This window comes from Streptomyces sp. NPDC052109 (genome assembly GCF_040680195.1).
In the GTDB taxonomy this organism is placed as follows: Bacteria; Actinomycetota; Actinomycetes; order Streptomycetales; family Streptomycetaceae; genus Streptomyces.
In genome coordinates this window covers 14,646-28,752 of the sequence record NZ_JBFAWF010000015.1, presented here as the reverse complement: position 1 = coordinate 28,752, position 14,107 = coordinate 14,646, and the positions used below count along the sequence as shown (strand labels likewise).

The 14,107-nt window shown below is 71.4% G+C and carries 14 protein-coding genes and 1 pseudogene; 10 read left to right on the top strand and 5 right to left on the bottom strand.

The genetic code is table 11. The features are described from left to right. Nucleotides 1-41 precede the first annotated feature (41 nt). Both AB0L59_RS27065 and AB0L59_RS27060 read right to left on the bottom strand, forming a co-directional pair. Nucleotides 42-383 carry a RidA family protein gene (locus AB0L59_RS27065; protein WP_365588467.1) on the bottom strand — a complete coding sequence of 114 codons (342 nt, stop codon included), beginning with the start codon at nt 381-383 and terminating at the stop codon, nt 42-44. Nucleotides 384-432: 49 nt separating this feature from the next. After that, nucleotides 433-1,668 (bottom strand): hypothetical protein, encoded by a 1,236-nt coding sequence (locus tag AB0L59_RS27060; RefSeq protein ID WP_365588464.1) that lies wholly within the window; start codon nt 1,666-1,668, stop codon nt 433-435. A gap of 130 nt (nt 1,669-1,798) precedes the next feature. On the opposite strand from AB0L59_RS27060, the gene AB0L59_RS27055 reads away from it, so the two are divergent. The 6 genes from AB0L59_RS27055 to AB0L59_RS27030 are packed head-to-tail and all read left to right on the top strand — an operon-like array spanning nt 1,799 to nt 7,542. Then, complete coding sequence (locus AB0L59_RS27055; protein ID WP_365588462.1) at nt 1,799-2,155, top strand: nuclear transport factor 2 family protein; 357 nt, start codon at nt 1,799-1,801, stop codon at nt 2,153-2,155. A gap of 4 nt (nt 2,156-2,159) precedes the next feature. Next, complete coding sequence (locus AB0L59_RS27050; RefSeq protein ID WP_365588460.1) at nt 2,160-3,422, top strand: glycosyltransferase; 1,263 nt, start codon at nt 2,160-2,162, stop codon at nt 3,420-3,422. Next, nucleotides 3,419-4,267 (top strand): DUF6039 family protein, encoded by an 849-nt coding sequence (locus tag AB0L59_RS27045; RefSeq protein WP_365588458.1) that lies wholly within the window; start codon nt 3,419-3,421, stop codon nt 4,265-4,267. Before AB0L59_RS27050 ends, AB0L59_RS27045 begins: the two co-directional genes overlap by 4 nt. 5 nt (nt 4,268-4,272) lie before the next feature. After that, a complete protein-coding gene (locus AB0L59_RS27040) occupies nt 4,273-5,505 on the top strand; it encodes a hydroxymethylglutaryl-CoA synthase (protein ID WP_365588455.1) in 1,233 nt (410 codons plus the stop codon). A 1-nt stretch (nt 5,506) separates the two neighbouring features. Beyond that, nucleotides 5,507-6,292 carry an enoyl-CoA hydratase-related protein gene (locus AB0L59_RS27035; protein WP_365588453.1) on the top strand — a complete coding sequence of 262 codons (786 nt, stop codon included), beginning with the start codon at nt 5,507-5,509 and terminating at the stop codon, nt 6,290-6,292. After that, nucleotides 6,289-7,542, top strand: coding sequence for a cytochrome P450 (locus tag AB0L59_RS27030; RefSeq protein WP_365588450.1), 1,254 nt, complete (start codon nt 6,289-6,291; stop codon nt 7,540-7,542). Before AB0L59_RS27035 ends, AB0L59_RS27030 begins: the two co-directional genes overlap by 4 nt. Nucleotides 7,543-7,872: 330 nt before the next feature. Here AB0L59_RS27030 and AB0L59_RS27025 read toward each other — a convergent pair whose 3' ends face one another. From AB0L59_RS27025 to AB0L59_RS27015, 3 genes are all read right to left on the bottom strand, one after another. Next, complete coding sequence (locus AB0L59_RS27025; RefSeq protein ID WP_365588447.1) at nt 7,873-8,256, bottom strand: DUF3224 domain-containing protein; 384 nt, start codon at nt 8,254-8,256, stop codon at nt 7,873-7,875. Nucleotides 8,257-8,317: 61 nt separating this feature from the next. Further along, on the bottom strand, nt 8,318-9,061 hold the full coding sequence (locus AB0L59_RS27020; protein WP_365588444.1) for a TylF/MycF family methyltransferase: 744 nt from the start codon (nt 9,059-9,061) through the stop codon (nt 8,318-8,320). Continuing rightward, nucleotides 9,051-9,923, bottom strand: coding sequence for an NAD(P)-dependent oxidoreductase (locus AB0L59_RS27015; RefSeq protein ID WP_365588441.1), 873 nt, complete (start codon nt 9,921-9,923; stop codon nt 9,051-9,053). The genes AB0L59_RS27020 and AB0L59_RS27015 overlap by 11 nt, the downstream gene beginning before the upstream one ends. 129 nt (nt 9,924-10,052) lie before the next feature. On the opposite strand from AB0L59_RS27015, the pseudogene AB0L59_RS27010 reads away from it, so the two are divergent. The 4 genes and pseudogenes from AB0L59_RS27010 to fabD form a co-directional block, all read left to right on the top strand. Next, a pseudogene (locus tag AB0L59_RS27010) lies at nt 10,053-10,343 on the top strand (DUF6039 family protein); the annotation flags it as partial. A gap of 96 nt (nt 10,344-10,439) precedes the next feature. After that, entirely contained in the window at nt 10,440-10,934 is a 495-nt protein-coding gene (locus AB0L59_RS27005; protein WP_365588803.1) for a DUF6039 family protein, read from the top strand. Between the two features lie 16 nt (nt 10,935-10,950). Next, nucleotides 10,951-11,733, top strand: coding sequence for a DUF6039 family protein (locus AB0L59_RS27000; RefSeq protein ID WP_365588440.1), 783 nt, complete (start codon nt 10,951-10,953; stop codon nt 11,731-11,733). A gap of 36 nt (nt 11,734-11,769) precedes the next feature. Beyond that, the gene (gene fabD, locus AB0L59_RS26995; protein ID WP_365588438.1) at nt 11,770-14,106 is read left to right on the top strand and encodes an ACP S-malonyltransferase; all 2,337 of its coding nucleotides are present in this window, start codon (nt 11,770-11,772) and stop codon (nt 14,104-14,106) included. Nucleotide 14,107 lies beyond the last annotated feature (1 nt).

Sequence of the window (14,107 nt, the reverse complement as noted above, 5' to 3'; positions counted from 1 at the left end):
CGGGGTGAGAGGGCGGAAGGGCGGAGAAGGACGGAACGCGGTCAGCCCGCGGCGACGGCCTCGATCTCCAACAGCCAGGAGTCGACCCAGAGGTCGGCGAAGGTGTAGAGCATGGCCGGACGATGGTCGCCGAGGACCTCGCGCCGGATCCGGGAGCAGGACTCGCGGTACCGCGGACCGGCCAGGATCACCGTCACCTTCACCAGATTGCGCACCGTCATTCCTGCGGCGGTGAGCACCGCGATCACGTTGTCCCAGGCGAGGCGGCACTGCTCGTCGAAGGTCTCGGGCACGTGTCCGTCGGCGGTCTGCGGCGCCTGGCCGCTGATGAAGAGCAGATCCGCCCCGGCGGGCACCCGTACCCCCTGGGCGTAGCTGGCCATGCGGCCGGGGCCGTCCGCGGGGTCGACTGCCCGCGCCGGTACCGGCGGCTCAGTCGGCGGCACGGTCGTCCCCCCCGTCCTGAGCGCTCGCCGACCGCTGGCCGGGATGCGGCTCGCTGCACCACTCCGGGACGCCGCCCTCCTCGTTGCGGCCCTTCTCGACGACCGCGAGGTTGTGGTACACATGCACGCCGACCACCTGGGCGCCGATGCCGTCCGGCTTGCCGTGGTTCTCGTGGTGGAGCCCGTCGAGCAGCTCCTTCAGCAGCCCGACGGAGGTTCCCGGCCCCGCTGAAGGACCCGCGACCCCTCCATAGGACGGCGAGTACGCGGTCCACAGGTCCTCGATCACATAGCGGCCGCCCGGCCTGAGATGGGGCAGCAGGGTGCGGAACGAGATCAGGACGTGCGCGTTGACATGGCTTCCGTCGTCGATGATCACGTCGAACGGGCCGTACCGCGTGGCGATCGCTTCCAGGCGGCCGGGGTCGGCCTGACTGCCGATCAGGGTCTTGACCCGGGGCTGGTCGGCCACCGTCTTGTCGAACAGGTCGAGGCCGTACACCAGGCCACGGGTGAAGAAGCGGCGCCACATGCGCAGCGAGCCGCCCCCGAACGTCGTCGTCGTGTAACCGCCGACACCGATCTCCAGCACACGCACCGGCTTGTCCCGCAGATCGGCGAAGTGGTGCTCGTAGTGCGGCGTGAACCAGTGCAGGCTGCCCCACTTGTCCGAGTAGTAGCGGGTGGCGAGGGCGCCGAGGTCGGCGGGCCGGTCGATGCCGGCGAGCACCGCGGCGGCCGCCTGTCCGGCCGACCGGGTCACATTCGGCATCGTGAGGTCGGGCCGCGGGCTCGCGGCCTTCTCGAACGCGGGCACAAGCCGTCGTCGTCCGGCCCGCCGGCCCCCGGCCGGGCCGAAGAGATCGTCGACCAGGTCCAGCAGGTCGTACTCGATGACCATCGCGGCCCGGTCGCTGACCCCGGGGTACAGGCGCACCGGCTCCCCGTGGACGGCCTCGACGACATGGCCGACCCGCAGGTCGCCGTGGGTGATGTCGAACTGCAGCGCGAGCGGCGAGTCGAACAGGTCCATGACCGGGATGTCGGCGCGGAAGGACACCTCGTCCGCGAGCAGGGCACAGACCCGCTCGGCCCCGAGCTCCTCGACCACCGTCCGTACGGACGCGGACCGGCCGCCGGCAACCAGGATCAGCTGCTCGATGGCGTCGTTGTCCAGCGGCTGCCGGTGCGGTTCCGTCGCGGCGCGAGCGTCTGTCGTCATACCGGGAGCATGGGCGCGCCCCGCGGGCCTGCGCTGCTCCGAATTGAGCAGACGGCACCGGCCACGGATCCGACAGTGGTCCTGCCGCGGCGGGCGCGCCGGGCACACAACCGTCGCTCAGGAGGCAGACATGACCGACCTCTCCGCCCTGCACCCGGTCTTCCGCCGGCAGATCGAATGCATGATGGCCAACGACAAGGAAGGCCTCATGCAGACCTACCACCCGGAGGTGAAGTCCCTGCGCTTCCAGGGCGTTCTGGAGGGCAAGGAGGCCATCAGCGACCTGATGGAGAAGTACGAGGACCTCGACCCCGAGTTCCTCGGTGTGCTGGAGTACGTGCACAGCGACGACCAGATCATGACCCGCAGCGCCATGCGCATCAAGGGCGAGGAGATCGTCGCGGTCGGCTCCTACGTGGTCAAGGACGGCAAGATCTGGCGCCAGTTCGGCTGCGACGAGGGTGGCGTCCGGGACTGGTGGGCGTAGCGACGTGCGGATCCTCGTCACCACTTCGCCCGGACACGGCCACACCTTCGCCACCGTCCCACTGACCTGGGCGTTCCGCGCGGCCGGTCACGAGGTGCTGTTCGCCACGGCGGGCCGGCTGCCCGCCGACCTCCCCGCGGTGGTGGGAGCCGGCCTGCACGTCGCCGAGATCGCCTCGCGCGAGCGCATGGAAGCCCTGCGCGAGCAGCTGCGGGCACGGACGCGCGCGGAGGCCGACAGGCTCGGACTGAGCCCGGCGCAGATGGCCGGGCGTCAGATCGAGGAATGCCGCCGTGCCCGCGAGGTGCGCGACGGCAACGGCTGGGCGTTCGCCGCCCGCATATTCGGCCCGATGTCCGCCGGCACACTGGACGGCCTGGTGGAGGTGGGCCTCCGCTGGCAGCCCGACCTGGTGGTGTTCGAGTCCATGCAGGGCGGCGGCCCGCTGGTGGCCGCGCTGCTCGGGGTACCGGCCGTGGAGCATCCCATCGGCTTCGCCCGTGGCCCGCAGGTCGTCGACGCACTCGCCGCGTACCTCGCCGGGGACTACGCCCGCTACGGGGTACGGCCGCCCCGCCGCAGCACCGCGCTGGACGTCTCCCCGCCCAGCATGGGGATCGGTCCCGCCTACGGCCGCCCCATGCGGTACGTGCCGTTCAACGGCGGCGGGCTGGTCGGCGACTGGCTCGCCCCGCGCACCGGGCGCCCCAGGATCGCCGTGACCCTGGGCACGGTGCTGCCCGAACAGGGGCCCGGCGGGTTCGCCCCGGTCATCGAGACCGCCGCGCGGCTCGACGCGGAGTTCCTGCTCACCGCGGAGCACGCCCGGCTGGCGGAGTACGGCCCGCTGCCGGACAACGTCCGCGGCTGCGGCTACGTGCCGCTGCGCGTACTGCTGGAGAGCTGCGACGCGCTGGTGCACCACGGCGGTTCGTCCACCACCCTCACGGCGCTGGACGCGGGTGTGCCGCAACTGGTGCTGCCGCACATGTCCGACCACTTCATCAACGCCGAGGCCGTCCGACGGCGTGGCTGCGGAGTCGTCGTCGAGGACACGACCGCGGTGGCCGACGCACTCGGCGCGACCCTCGGCGACCTTGCCCTGGGCGCCGCTGCGCGCGAGGTCCGCGCGGAGATGGCGGCTCTTCCCGCGCCCGCGCAGGTGGCCGACGAGCTGGTCCGCTGGGCCCTCACCGACCGGCCCGACACCGCGCAGCAGACGGCACCTTTCCCGCCCGCATCCGCTCAGCAAGGAGCAAGGACGTGACCAACGCCCCCGAAGAAGCCCGCACCCCGGCACTCCACTCGGCCAACTCCGGCTTCACCGTGCACCGCACCGGCCAGCTGGAGTACGGATTCGCCGCCGAGGGCGGCGAGTTCGGCGCCGACCTGGTGCGCTACCTGAACAACGCACAGGGCGATGTGATGGGCGCCTACCTCTACAAGGAGGTGCTGGGCGCGAAGGACAAACTGCACTGGTTCGTGCACCTGAAGTCCCCGCACGACTACCAGCGGCTGCTCACGATGGTCGACCACGACCGCGAGTACCAGGACATCTCCACGCTGGACCGGCTGCCCGGCAAGGGCGGCGGCAACTGGGAGCGCATGTTCCTGCCCGGCACCTTCTCGGAGCGCATCCTGTGTCCCCAGCACGGCGTGGGGCACCCTCCGGAGGGCGCGGTCGACCCGTCGGAGATGTTCACCGACCCGGCCGTGTACCAGACCAGCCAGCCCGAGTCGGTGCAGCTGACCACGGCCGACGCGGGCGCGGTCGTCCTGCGCACCGCCAAGGCCCGCTACGCCCTGCGCGACCAGGCGCGCTACTACGGCGTCGAATGGTCGGAGTACGTCAACACCGCGCTGCCGGGCGAGGTGACCGCCTTCCTCTACGAGGAGATCTTCGGCCACCAGGACACCCTGCACTGGCTCATCCACCTGCGTTCCCTCGACGCCTACGAGAAGGTCGAGGCGCTGGTGGGCGACCCCGGCTACCAGGAGTTGCACGGCAAGAAGCGCGTCCCCGACCAGTACGGTGGTGGCGGCTGGGGCGACCTGTTCGTGCCCGGAAGCATCCAGGACACCGTCCTGGTGCCGTACACCCCGGCGGGCTGATCGCCATGGCCGTGGGCATCGAGGCGATCAACGCCTATGTCGGGCAGGCGTCGCTCGGCGTACCGCAGCTCTTCGAGGCCCGCGGCCTGGACGACCGCCGCAGGGGCAACCTCATGATGGAGCGCAAGTCCGTCAACCTGCCCTGCGAGGACCCGGTCACCAACGCGGTCAACGCCGCCAAGCCCCTCGTCGACGAACTGACGCCCGAGGAGCGCGACCGCATCGAGCTGATCGTCGTGGGCACCGAGTCCGGCCTGGACTTCGGCAAACCGATCAGCACCTATGTGCAGCACTACCTGGGGCTCGGCAAACGCTGCCGGTCCTTCGAGGTGAAGCACGCCTGCTACGGCGGCACGGCCGCGTTGCAGACCGCGGCCGGCATCGTCGCCGCCTGCCCGGTGCCCGGTGCCAAGGCGCTGGTCATCGCCGCCGACGCCTCCAGCGTCGCAGCCCGCGACACGTACTGGGAGCCCTCGCAGGGCGCCGGCGCGGTGGCGATGCTCGTCGGCGGTGCGCCCGGGATCCTCGCGCTCGATCCAGGCGCCAACGGGTACCACAGCTTCGAGGTGATGGACACCCTCAGGCCCCGCCCCGACCTGGAGGCCGGCGACTCCGACCTGTCGCTGATGGCCTACATGGAATGTCTCGTGCACAGCTTCGCCGCCTACCGGGAGCGCGTGCCGTCCGCCGACCTGATGACCACCTTCGACCACCTGGTGTTCCACACGCCGTTCGCCGGGATGGTCAAGGGCGCCTATCGCAGACTGCGGCGCGCCCAGGCCCCCGCCACCCCCCAGGAGGCCGACCGCGACTTCGCGGAGCGGGTCGAGCCCTGCCTGCGGTACGCCACCCAGGTCGGCAACGTCTACTCGGCGGCCCTCTACCTGGCGCTGTGCTCGCTGATCGACCACGTCGTACTCGACGTCCCCAAAAGGGTCGGCATGTTCTCCTACGGTTCCGGCTGCGCCTCGGAGTTCTACAGCGGTGTCGTCTCGCCGCAGGGCCGCCGGCAACTGGCCGGCCGAGGGATCAAGGCCGCGATCGCCGACCGCCATCCGCTGACGATGCCGCAGTACGAGCTCATCAGCGACCTGAGCACGCAGCGCATGAGCGGCGTGCGCGACCACGCCTACGACGTCACCCCCTACGCGGAGGTGTACGAGAGCAGGTTCGCCGGCCGTGGACTGCTGGTGCTCGACAAGGTGGTCGACTTCCACCGCCGTTACCGATGGAGCTGATGTGGACGTGGCACCCGGACGGACCCTGCGCGTCGAGCGGCAGCGTGAGACGCTCCGCGTCGTCATCGACCGCCCCGACCGCAACAACAGCATCAACGACACGTTGATGCGTGACCTGCACGCCGCCCTCGACGAGGCGGAAGGCGACCCCACGACACGGCTGGTCGTCATCGAGGGCAGCGGACCTGTCTTCTGCTCGGGCATGGACTTCGGCGACGCCGCCGACAGCAACCGCGCCGACGACGGCCTGGCGGCGCGCGGCGGACAGGTCTTCTACGGGCTGCTGAAGCGGCTGGCGTCGCTTCCCAGGGTGGTGGTGAGCGTGGTCGACGGCCGGGTCACCGGCGGCGGCGTGGGCATCGCCGCGGCCAGCGACTTCGTGTACGCGAGTGCTCGCAGCAGCTTCGCCCTCCCCGAGGCGCTGTGGGGCCTGCTGCCCTGCTGCGTCCTGCCGTTCCTGATCCGGCGCACCGGCTTCCAGCCCGCGTACGCGATGACGCTGAGCACCCTGCCGGTCACCGCCGAGCACGCCGCCCGGATCCACCTCGTGGATGAGGTGATGGACGACGCCAGGCCCGCGCTGCGCCGTCTCGCCTCCCGGCTCACCAAGATCGACACGAGCGTCGTCGCCGACGGCAAGCGCTACTTCGAGCAGCTGCGACAGCCGGCGGAGCGCCATGAGCAGGTGGCCGTCACCGAGTTCGCGCGGCTGATGTCCTCACCCGTCGTGCGGGGCCGTATCGCCGGCTTCGCGCAGAACCAGCTGATGCCCTGGGAGAACCGGTGACCGCCTCACCCGACAACCCCGTCCTGCTGCCCGACGGCTCCACGCCGGATCCCTACCCGCGGTACGCGGACCTCAGGGAGACGGGTGAGGTCCACGTCGTCCAGGAGCCCACCGGTCTGTGCCGGTGGACCTTCGTGGGACATGAGCACGGGCGGCGCATGCTCGCCGACCCCCGGCTCACCAAGGACCCGCGCGCCGCCTGGGACGAGCTGGCCGCCGCCGGATATGTCACCGGCGACCCCCACACCGACCAGCACATGTTCCATCTGCTGAACACCGACCCGCCGGACCACACACGGCTGCGGGCCATGGTCCAGGGCAGCTTCAGCACCGGCCGGGCGGCCGCGCTGCGACCCCGGGTGGTGCGCACGGTGCGCGAACTCCTCGACGGGCTCGACCCGCACCGCCCCGTGGACCTGATCGCCGAGTACGCCCTCCCCCTGGCGGTGCGTGTCATCGGCGAGATCCTGGGCGTGCCGACCGAGAACTTCGACGAGTACCACGCCTGGGCCTCCGCCGGGCTGGCCGTGCCCGGCGCGGCCACCACCATGAGCCGCGCCGAGGCGTACACCCGGATGTGCGGCTTCTTCACCGATCTGATCAGCCGCAGACGGGCGGAGTTGCGCACGGCGGCCGAAGTGCCGGCCGAACCCGATGTGCTCACCGGCTTGTTGCTGGCCCAGGAGGCAGACGGAGCGCTCACCGAGGACGAGATGACGGCACTGCTCATCTTCCTGCTGAACACCGGGCAGGAACCGACGGTGAGCATGGTCGCGAACGGAATGCTGGCGCTGCTGCGCCATCCCGAGCAGCTCGACCTGCTGGCGCGTGACCCCGGGTTGCTGCCGACGGCGGTCGACGAGTTCCTGCGGTACGACGGCCCGGTGGCCCTGTCCACCCTGCGCGTCGCCCGTGAGGACATCGAGGTGGACGGCACCGTCGTCCCCAAGGGCGGCATCGTCTCGGTCATCATGAACTCCGCCGACCGGGACGAGCGGCGCTTCGCCGACCCCGACCGGCTCGACGTCACCAGGTCGCCCAATCCGCATCTGGCTTTCGGGCACGGCATCCACCGCTGCGTCGGAGTTCCCCTCGCCCGGCTGGTCGGCGAAATCGCCTTCGGGGAACTCCTCGCCCGCCATCCGCGGCCCGCCCTGGCCTGTGCCCCGGGGGAACTGCGCTGGCGGTCCACCCGGGTCATGCGCTCCTTGGCCGCACTGCCCGTCCTGCTCGCACCGGGCGACACGTGACCGGCCCGCTGCCCGGCCGCGGCCGCCGGCTCGCCCTCCCGGCGGGCCGGCGCCCGCGGTGTGCCGCCGGGGCCCGGTGGTTCTGCGCGACTTGGCGGCCGTTCGCTCCCGAGGAGCGGAAGCCGGTTCCGCGCGCCTGCCGTGGAGCGGCGTCCCGCGCGACGCCACGTGCTGTCCCGGCGGTCCGCGCCGGCCCCGGCGATCGCCGCCCATGGTGTCGTCCGGCACGGGCCCGACGCCGTTCCCGCCGCCTCGGCACGGGAACCGCCGACGGAAGGAGGGGCGTCCCGTGGGGGCGCCCCTCCTTCGTGGCTTTCGACGCCGGCGGAATCAGCCGAGCGTGAACTCCAGGGTGTAGTCGGCGTTCTCGTACCCGCCCGTGCCACCGAGGCCGGCCAGCTCGCTCGAGCCGGAGCCGGGGACGACCTCCCAGGTGACGTGCGCGCCCGTGGCGTCGAACGTGCCCTGCAGTTGCAGGACGAACGACCCCTTACGGCCCTCCAGTTCGCCCTCGAAACGCTGGGTTCCCACGAAACGGGCCGGTCCCTCCGCGGGGTAGACCAGCAGCCAGTCGCACCGCCCACGGCCCTGAAGATCGCCGCTGAACGCGGCCTGGGAGTGCGCGGTGGCTTGCTTGCTCTGTCCCTCGGCCTCGGCGACGGACGCCTCCACCCAGTCGGTGACGTCCAGCGTGCCCTTGGCGGTCGTGGTCATGAATGATCCTTCACTCGGTGGGGGACGGCGCGCCGGCACCCGGCCGGACGCGCCCGGTCAGTCAGGACGTCCGTCGCCAGTAGACGCCCCAGGAGTCGATCGGGACGATCTCGTCGGTGATGCCCTGCGCCTCACGGTAGTCGTGCACCGCCTGGCGGCAGGCGGAAATGCGATAGTCGTCGATGATCGCGTAGCCACCGACGGACAGCTTCGGATACAGGTTCACCAGCGCGTCCATGGTGGATCCGTACAGGTCGCCGTCGAGTCGGAGCACCGCGAGCCGCTCGATCGGCGCGCTCGGCAGGGTCACGTCGAACCAGCCCGGCAGGAAGCGCACTTGCTCGTCGAGCAGCCCGTAGCGCCGGAAGTTCTCCTCCACCTCCGCCTGCGGGACAGCCAGCACGTCGTTGAACCGGTCCAGGGCGATCTCCCGGTCTCGCGGATGGCCGGCGGAGGAGTCCGGTATGCCCTCGAAGGAGTCCGCCACCCAGACCCTGCGCTCCTTCTCTCCGTACGCGGCCAGCAGGGCGCGCATGAAGATGGTCACGCCGCCGCGCCAGACACCCGTTTCGATGAGGTCGCCGGGCACTGCCTCGGCGACCACCTGCTCCACACAGTGCTGCAGGTTGTCCAGCCGTTCCAGGCCGACCATCGTGTGCGCGACGGAAGGCCAGTCGAGGCCGGCGGTACGCCGGTCCGGATCGTATTCCCGCCCGGGATGCCATTCCACCGCCTGCGGCGGGTCCTGGTAGATGACGTTGGTCAGGATGCGCTTCATCAGATCCAGATACAGCTCAGCGGCCACTGCGACCTCCCAGGTACTCGTCGAGCGCCGCCTGCCAGGGACGGCGTATCCGCCGGACGAACGGGGGCAGTTCGCCGCCGAGCGGAGTGTGGTGGGGGCGAGGCGCGGAGGTGAGCACCGGCTGCCCCACGGGGACGACCCGCGCCTGGATGCCGAGGCGCTCCAGAGCCGTTCTGCCGAGTCGGTACCAGGACGCGCTGCCCTGGTTCACCAGGTGGTACCGCCCGCTCCCGGCACCGTGGTGCAACAGGTCGAGCACGGCGGCGGCGAAGTCCACGGTGTACGTGGGGGACATCACCACGTTGTCCACGATGCGCACCTCGCCGGTGCGCCGGGCGGCTTCGGCGATGCGGTCGACGAAGCAGGCGCGCCGCCCCGCGCCGTCCGGCGGCGGACCGAACAGGGCCGCGGTGCGCAGGACGAGATGCCGCTGCGGGCTGCCCAGCCGGGTCTCCTGCTCGCCGGCGAGCTTGCTGGTGCCGTACGTCTGCAGCGGGCTCGGCAGGTCCTCCGGCAGATAGCAGCGTTCGCCCATGCCGTCGAAGACGAAGTCCGTGCTGACGTAGACCGGCACGGCACCGGACTCGGCGCAGGCCCGGCTCACCCATCTGGCCCCGAGCGCGTTGACGGCGTACGCCTGCTCCGGTTCCCGGTCGCACAGATCCGCCGGCATCAGGACCGCCGCGTTGACGCACGCGTCCGGTGCGACGTCGCGAAGCGCCCGCGACACCGCCTTGTGGTCCGTGACGTCGACGTCCCGGCGTCCCAGCGCCGTCAGTTCCGTCACTCGCGGATCCGCGGCCGCCACAGCCCGGAATCCGGTGCCCAGCAGGCCCTCCGCCCCGAGCAGCAGTATGCGCATGACATCCACCTTCCGGCCTCTGCGGCCCAGCCTCGCCGGTGGGACGGCAAGGGGTCTGCTCCAAACTGAGCAGACCCCTTCGCGGCTCGCGTCCTAGCGTTCCGGCCTGACGCCCACACCAGGACGACCCAAAGGAGGCGGGCCCCGATGACCACGCAGTTCCTGCCGCCGGCCCACCAGCAGATCTCCCTTCCGGCCGACGAGCAGCTCCACACGGTGAACGCGCGTGTCGTCGTGGCACGCGTGGCGCAGATGCGCGCCGGGCTGCGCGCCGACGCCCTTGCCTTCGCCCGTGCCGAGGCCCGTCGGCTGAGCGACGAACTGTCGGGCACCGCCGGCGCCTACGTCTACGAGGAGACCTTCGGCACGAAGGACCGGCTGCACTTCCTCGTCCACCTGGAGTCGCTGGGAAGCTACTACGAGCTCCTGCGCCGCGGCGACGAGGCCAAGCAGGGCCAGGGCCCGGACGAGTGGAACCGGCTCTTCACCCCGGGCAGCGTCCAGGAGACCGTGCTCATGCCGCAGTTCTGGGGCATGTACGGCACCAAGGTCGACGGGGAGCTGGAGAAGCAGAGCACCGTCTACCGCAACGCGGGCCCCGCGGCGCTGCCGCCCGCGCGTGAGCAGACGAGTCTGCCGCTGCAGAGCATCCTGCACTCGGGCAACGCGGGCATCGTGATGCACCGCAGGGCCCAGATGGCGTCCGAATTCCGCTCCGAGGCACGCCAGTTCGGTCGTGTCGTGGCCGAGTCGATCAACAAGAACCTCCCGGGCGAGTGCACGGTCTTCGTCTACGAGGAGGCCTTCGGCCAGGCGGACCAGCTGCACTGGCTGATCCACCTCAAGGACATCAACACCTACATGCGGCTCATGGAGCTGCACGTCCGGGACGAAGAGGTGCGCGACATCTACTTCCGGGACTGGATTCCCGCGGAGAAGGGCGGCGGCACCTGGGCCGGCCTCTTCCTCGACGGAACGATGTCCGACGTGGCGCTCACCCCGCTGCGCTGACCCAGGAGGCAACCCGATGGAACCGATGACCGACGAGCAGCGCGCCCGGATCGTGCCGGCCGCCTCCCACCAGACCGGCTCGGGCACCGAGCTGTTGCACTCCGGCACCGCCGGAGTCGTGGTGCAGAAGGTCGGACAGCTGAGGTCCGAATTCCGCGACCAGGGCCGGATGTTCGCCCGCGAGGTCGCCAAGCACGTCAACTCCCGGCAGGGCGGCAACGCGACGGCCTTCGTCTACGAGGAGAGCTTCGGATACGAGGACCGTATCCACTTCCTCATCCACCTGCGCTCCCTGGACACCTACTACGACCTCGTCGAGATGGGCGACCAGGACCGTGCCTACCGCGAGTCGATCGCCAAGGACCGGGTGCAGGACGACTCCGGCGGCGCCTGGGACCGCCTCTTCGTCGACGGCAGCGTCCGGTCCAACGTCCTGCTGCCCTGGGACCAGGGCACGTCCGAACCGCTGAACTCCGCCAACGCCGGGATCCTGGTCCTGCGGTCGGTGCGCATCGGCCACGGGTTCCGCCCCGAGGGCCGCGAGCTGGCCCGCGAGCTGGCCGCCGACGTGAACGGGAAGTTCGCGGGTGAGGCGTCGGTGACGCTGTTCGACGAGGCCTTCGGCGACCCGGACCGGGTCCACTGGCTGATCCATCTCAGGGATCTCACCGTGTACGGCCGGCTGCGGGAGGCGCTGGCCTGCGAGGGCAGGCCCGGCACGTTCGTCGACGGCACCCTCACCGAGACCGCGCTCACCCCCCACCACTGGGGTCTGTACGCCACCCGGCAGGACCAGTAGCGAAGGCCCGAAGGCCCAGGGGGAGGAGTCGAGACGATGGCCGTGGTGTGGGTGTTCCCCGGGCAGGGAGCGCAGCGCGTCGGGATGGGGGCCGAGGTCCTCGACCGCTACCCGGACCTGGTCCGGCAGGCGGACGCGATCCTGGGGTACGGGCTCCGCGAGGTCTGTCTGACGGGCGCCGCACCCGGGCTGGCGGACACCCGCTCGGTGCAGCCCGCCCTGTTCGTGGTGAACGCGCTCAGCTGGCTGGCGCACCGCGCGGAGCATCCCGCCCCCGATGTCCTGGCGGGCCACAGCCTCGGCGAGTACGACGCCCTGTTCGCGGCCGGCTGCTTCGACTTCGCCACCGGCGTGCGGATGGTGCAGCGGCGCGGGGAACTGATGTCACGCGCCGGGGGCGGCGGCATGGTCGCCGTCCTCGGCGCCGCGCCCGACCGGCTCGCGAGCGTGCTGGCGCGGGCCGGTGTCGACGACGTCGACCTGGCCAACCGCAACTCCGCCGAGCAGGTGGTGCTCGCCGGTCCCCACGACTCGCTGCGCCGCGCCGCCGACGCCGTTCGCGGGGCGGGGCTGGGCCGGTGCGTGCCGCTGCGCGTCAGCGCACCCTTCCACTCCCGGCACATGGCCGCGGCGGCCGCCGAATTCGACGACTTCCTTGCCGGGATCACCTTCACCGATCCCCGGATTCCGGTGGTGTCCAACGTCACCGGCCGTCCCTACCCGCCCGGCGCCGTACGGGAGCTGCTGGTGAGTCAGATCGTCGGCTCCGTGCGCTGGTGGGAGAGCATGAGCCGACTGCTCGACGAGGGCGTCACCGAACTCGTCGAGATCGGCCCGGGCCGCGTGCTCACCGACCTGTGGACGGCCATCCGCAAGCAGCCGGCCACTCCCGGGGCCACGGACCCGGTGGGCGGCCCGGCGCGCCGGTCGACCCCGTCGCCGGCCCTGGGATCCCCCGTTCTCGTGACCCCGGCGGCCCCGAAGGCTCCGGCCCCGGCAGACGTACGGATCCGGCCGGAGTGGCTCGGGTCTGCACGGTTCCGAGCAGACTACGGGGTGCGCTACGCGTACGTGGCAGGCTCCATGTACCAGGGCATCGCCTCGGCGGATCTGGTGGTCCGCATGGCGCGCGCCGGGTTGATGGGCTTCTTCGGCACCGGTGGCCTGAGTCACCACGAGATTGACGCCGCGCTGCGGGACATCCGGGACCGGCTGCCCGCCGGTGTCGGCTTCGGGGTCAACCTGCTCGCCCAGCCGGCGGATCCCACCGCGGAACGCGAGCTCGTCGAGCTGTTGCTGCGGCACGACGTGCGCCACGCCGAGGCCGCGGCGTTCACCGCGATCACCCCGGCCGTGGTGCGGTTCCGCTTCGCCGGCGCGCACCGCGCCGCCGACGGCACACCGACCGCCGTACGCCACGTCCTGGCCAAGGTGTCGCGGCCCGAGGTCGCCTCCGCCTTCATGGGTCCCCCGCCGGCGCCGCTGCTGAAGCGCCTGGTGGCCGAGGGCGCCCTCACCCCGGACGAGGCGGACGTCGCCGCCCTGCTGCCGGTGGCCGGCGATGTGTGTGTGGAGGCCGACTCCGGCGGACACACCGACGCCGGCAACCCCTATGCGCTCATGCCCGCCATGCTGCGCCTGCGCGACACCATGACGGCCCGCCACGGCTACCCCCGGGCCATCAGGGTCGGCGCGGCCGGCGGCCTCGGCGCTCCCGAGGCGGTCGCCGCCGCGTTCGTCCTCGGCGCCGACTTCGTGCTGACGGGATCCGTGAACCAGTGCTCCGTGGAGGCCGGCACCTCCGACGCGGTCAAGGACCTGCTGGAGACCCTCGACGTGCAGGACACCGCGTATGCGCCCGCCGGCGACATGTTCGAGCTGGGGGCGCGGGTCCAGGTGGTGCGCAAGGGAACGCTGTTCCCCGCCCGCGCCAACAAGCTCCACCAGGTCTACCGGCAGTACGACGGACTCGACTCCCTCGACGACGACACGCGCCGCACCATCGAGGAACGGTACTTCCGCCGGACCTTCGACGAGGTCTGGGCCGAGACCAGCGCGTACCTGCGCACACACCGGCCCGACGAACTGGAGCGGGCCGAGCGGAACCCCAAGGTGCGGATGTCCCAGGTGTTCCGCTGGTACTTCGTTCACTCCACCCGGATCGCCCTGCGCGGCGCTCCGGGCGAACAGGTCGACTACCAGATCCACTGCGGACCGGCGCTGGGGGCGTTCAACCGCCTGGTGGCGGACACACCGCTGCGGACATGGCGCCACCGCCATGTGGACGCCATCGCCGAGCTGCTGATGACCGGGGCCGCCGAACTCCTCCACGGTTCGCTGCGCACCTGGTCCCTTGCCACCCCGGGAGAGTGAC

Bases quoted from the DNA above. Each gene is read 5' to 3' on its own strand.
- AB0L59_RS27055 (WP_365588462.1), top strand. From the start codon at position 1,799: ATGACCGACCTCTCCGCCCTGCACCCGGTCTTCCGCCGGCAGATCGAA.
- AB0L59_RS27015 (WP_365588441.1), bottom strand. From the start codon at position 9,923: ATGCGCATACTGCTGCTCGGGGCGGAGGGCCTGCTGGGCACCGGATTC.
- fabD (WP_365588438.1), top strand. From the start codon at position 11,770: ATGGCCGTGGTGTGGGTGTTCCCCGGGCAGGGAGCGCAGCGCGTCGGG.
- AB0L59_RS27005 (WP_365588803.1), top strand. From the start codon at position 10,440: ATGCCGCAGTTCTGGGGCATGTACGGCACCAAGGTCGACGGGGAGCTG.
- AB0L59_RS27000 (WP_365588440.1), top strand. From the start codon at position 10,951: ATGGAACCGATGACCGACGAGCAGCGCGCCCGGATCGTGCCGGCCGCC.
- AB0L59_RS27040 (WP_365588455.1), top strand. From the start codon at position 4,273: ATGGCCGTGGGCATCGAGGCGATCAACGCCTATGTCGGGCAGGCGTCG.
- AB0L59_RS27065 (WP_365588467.1), bottom strand. From the start codon at position 383: ATGGCCAGCTACGCCCAGGGGGTACGGGTGCCCGCCGGGGCGGATCTG.
- AB0L59_RS27060 (WP_365588464.1), bottom strand. From the start codon at position 1,668: ATGACGACAGACGCTCGCGCCGCGACGGAACCGCACCGGCAGCCGCTG.
- AB0L59_RS27025 (WP_365588447.1), bottom strand. From the start codon at position 8,256: ATGACCACGACCGCCAAGGGCACGCTGGACGTCACCGACTGGGTGGAG.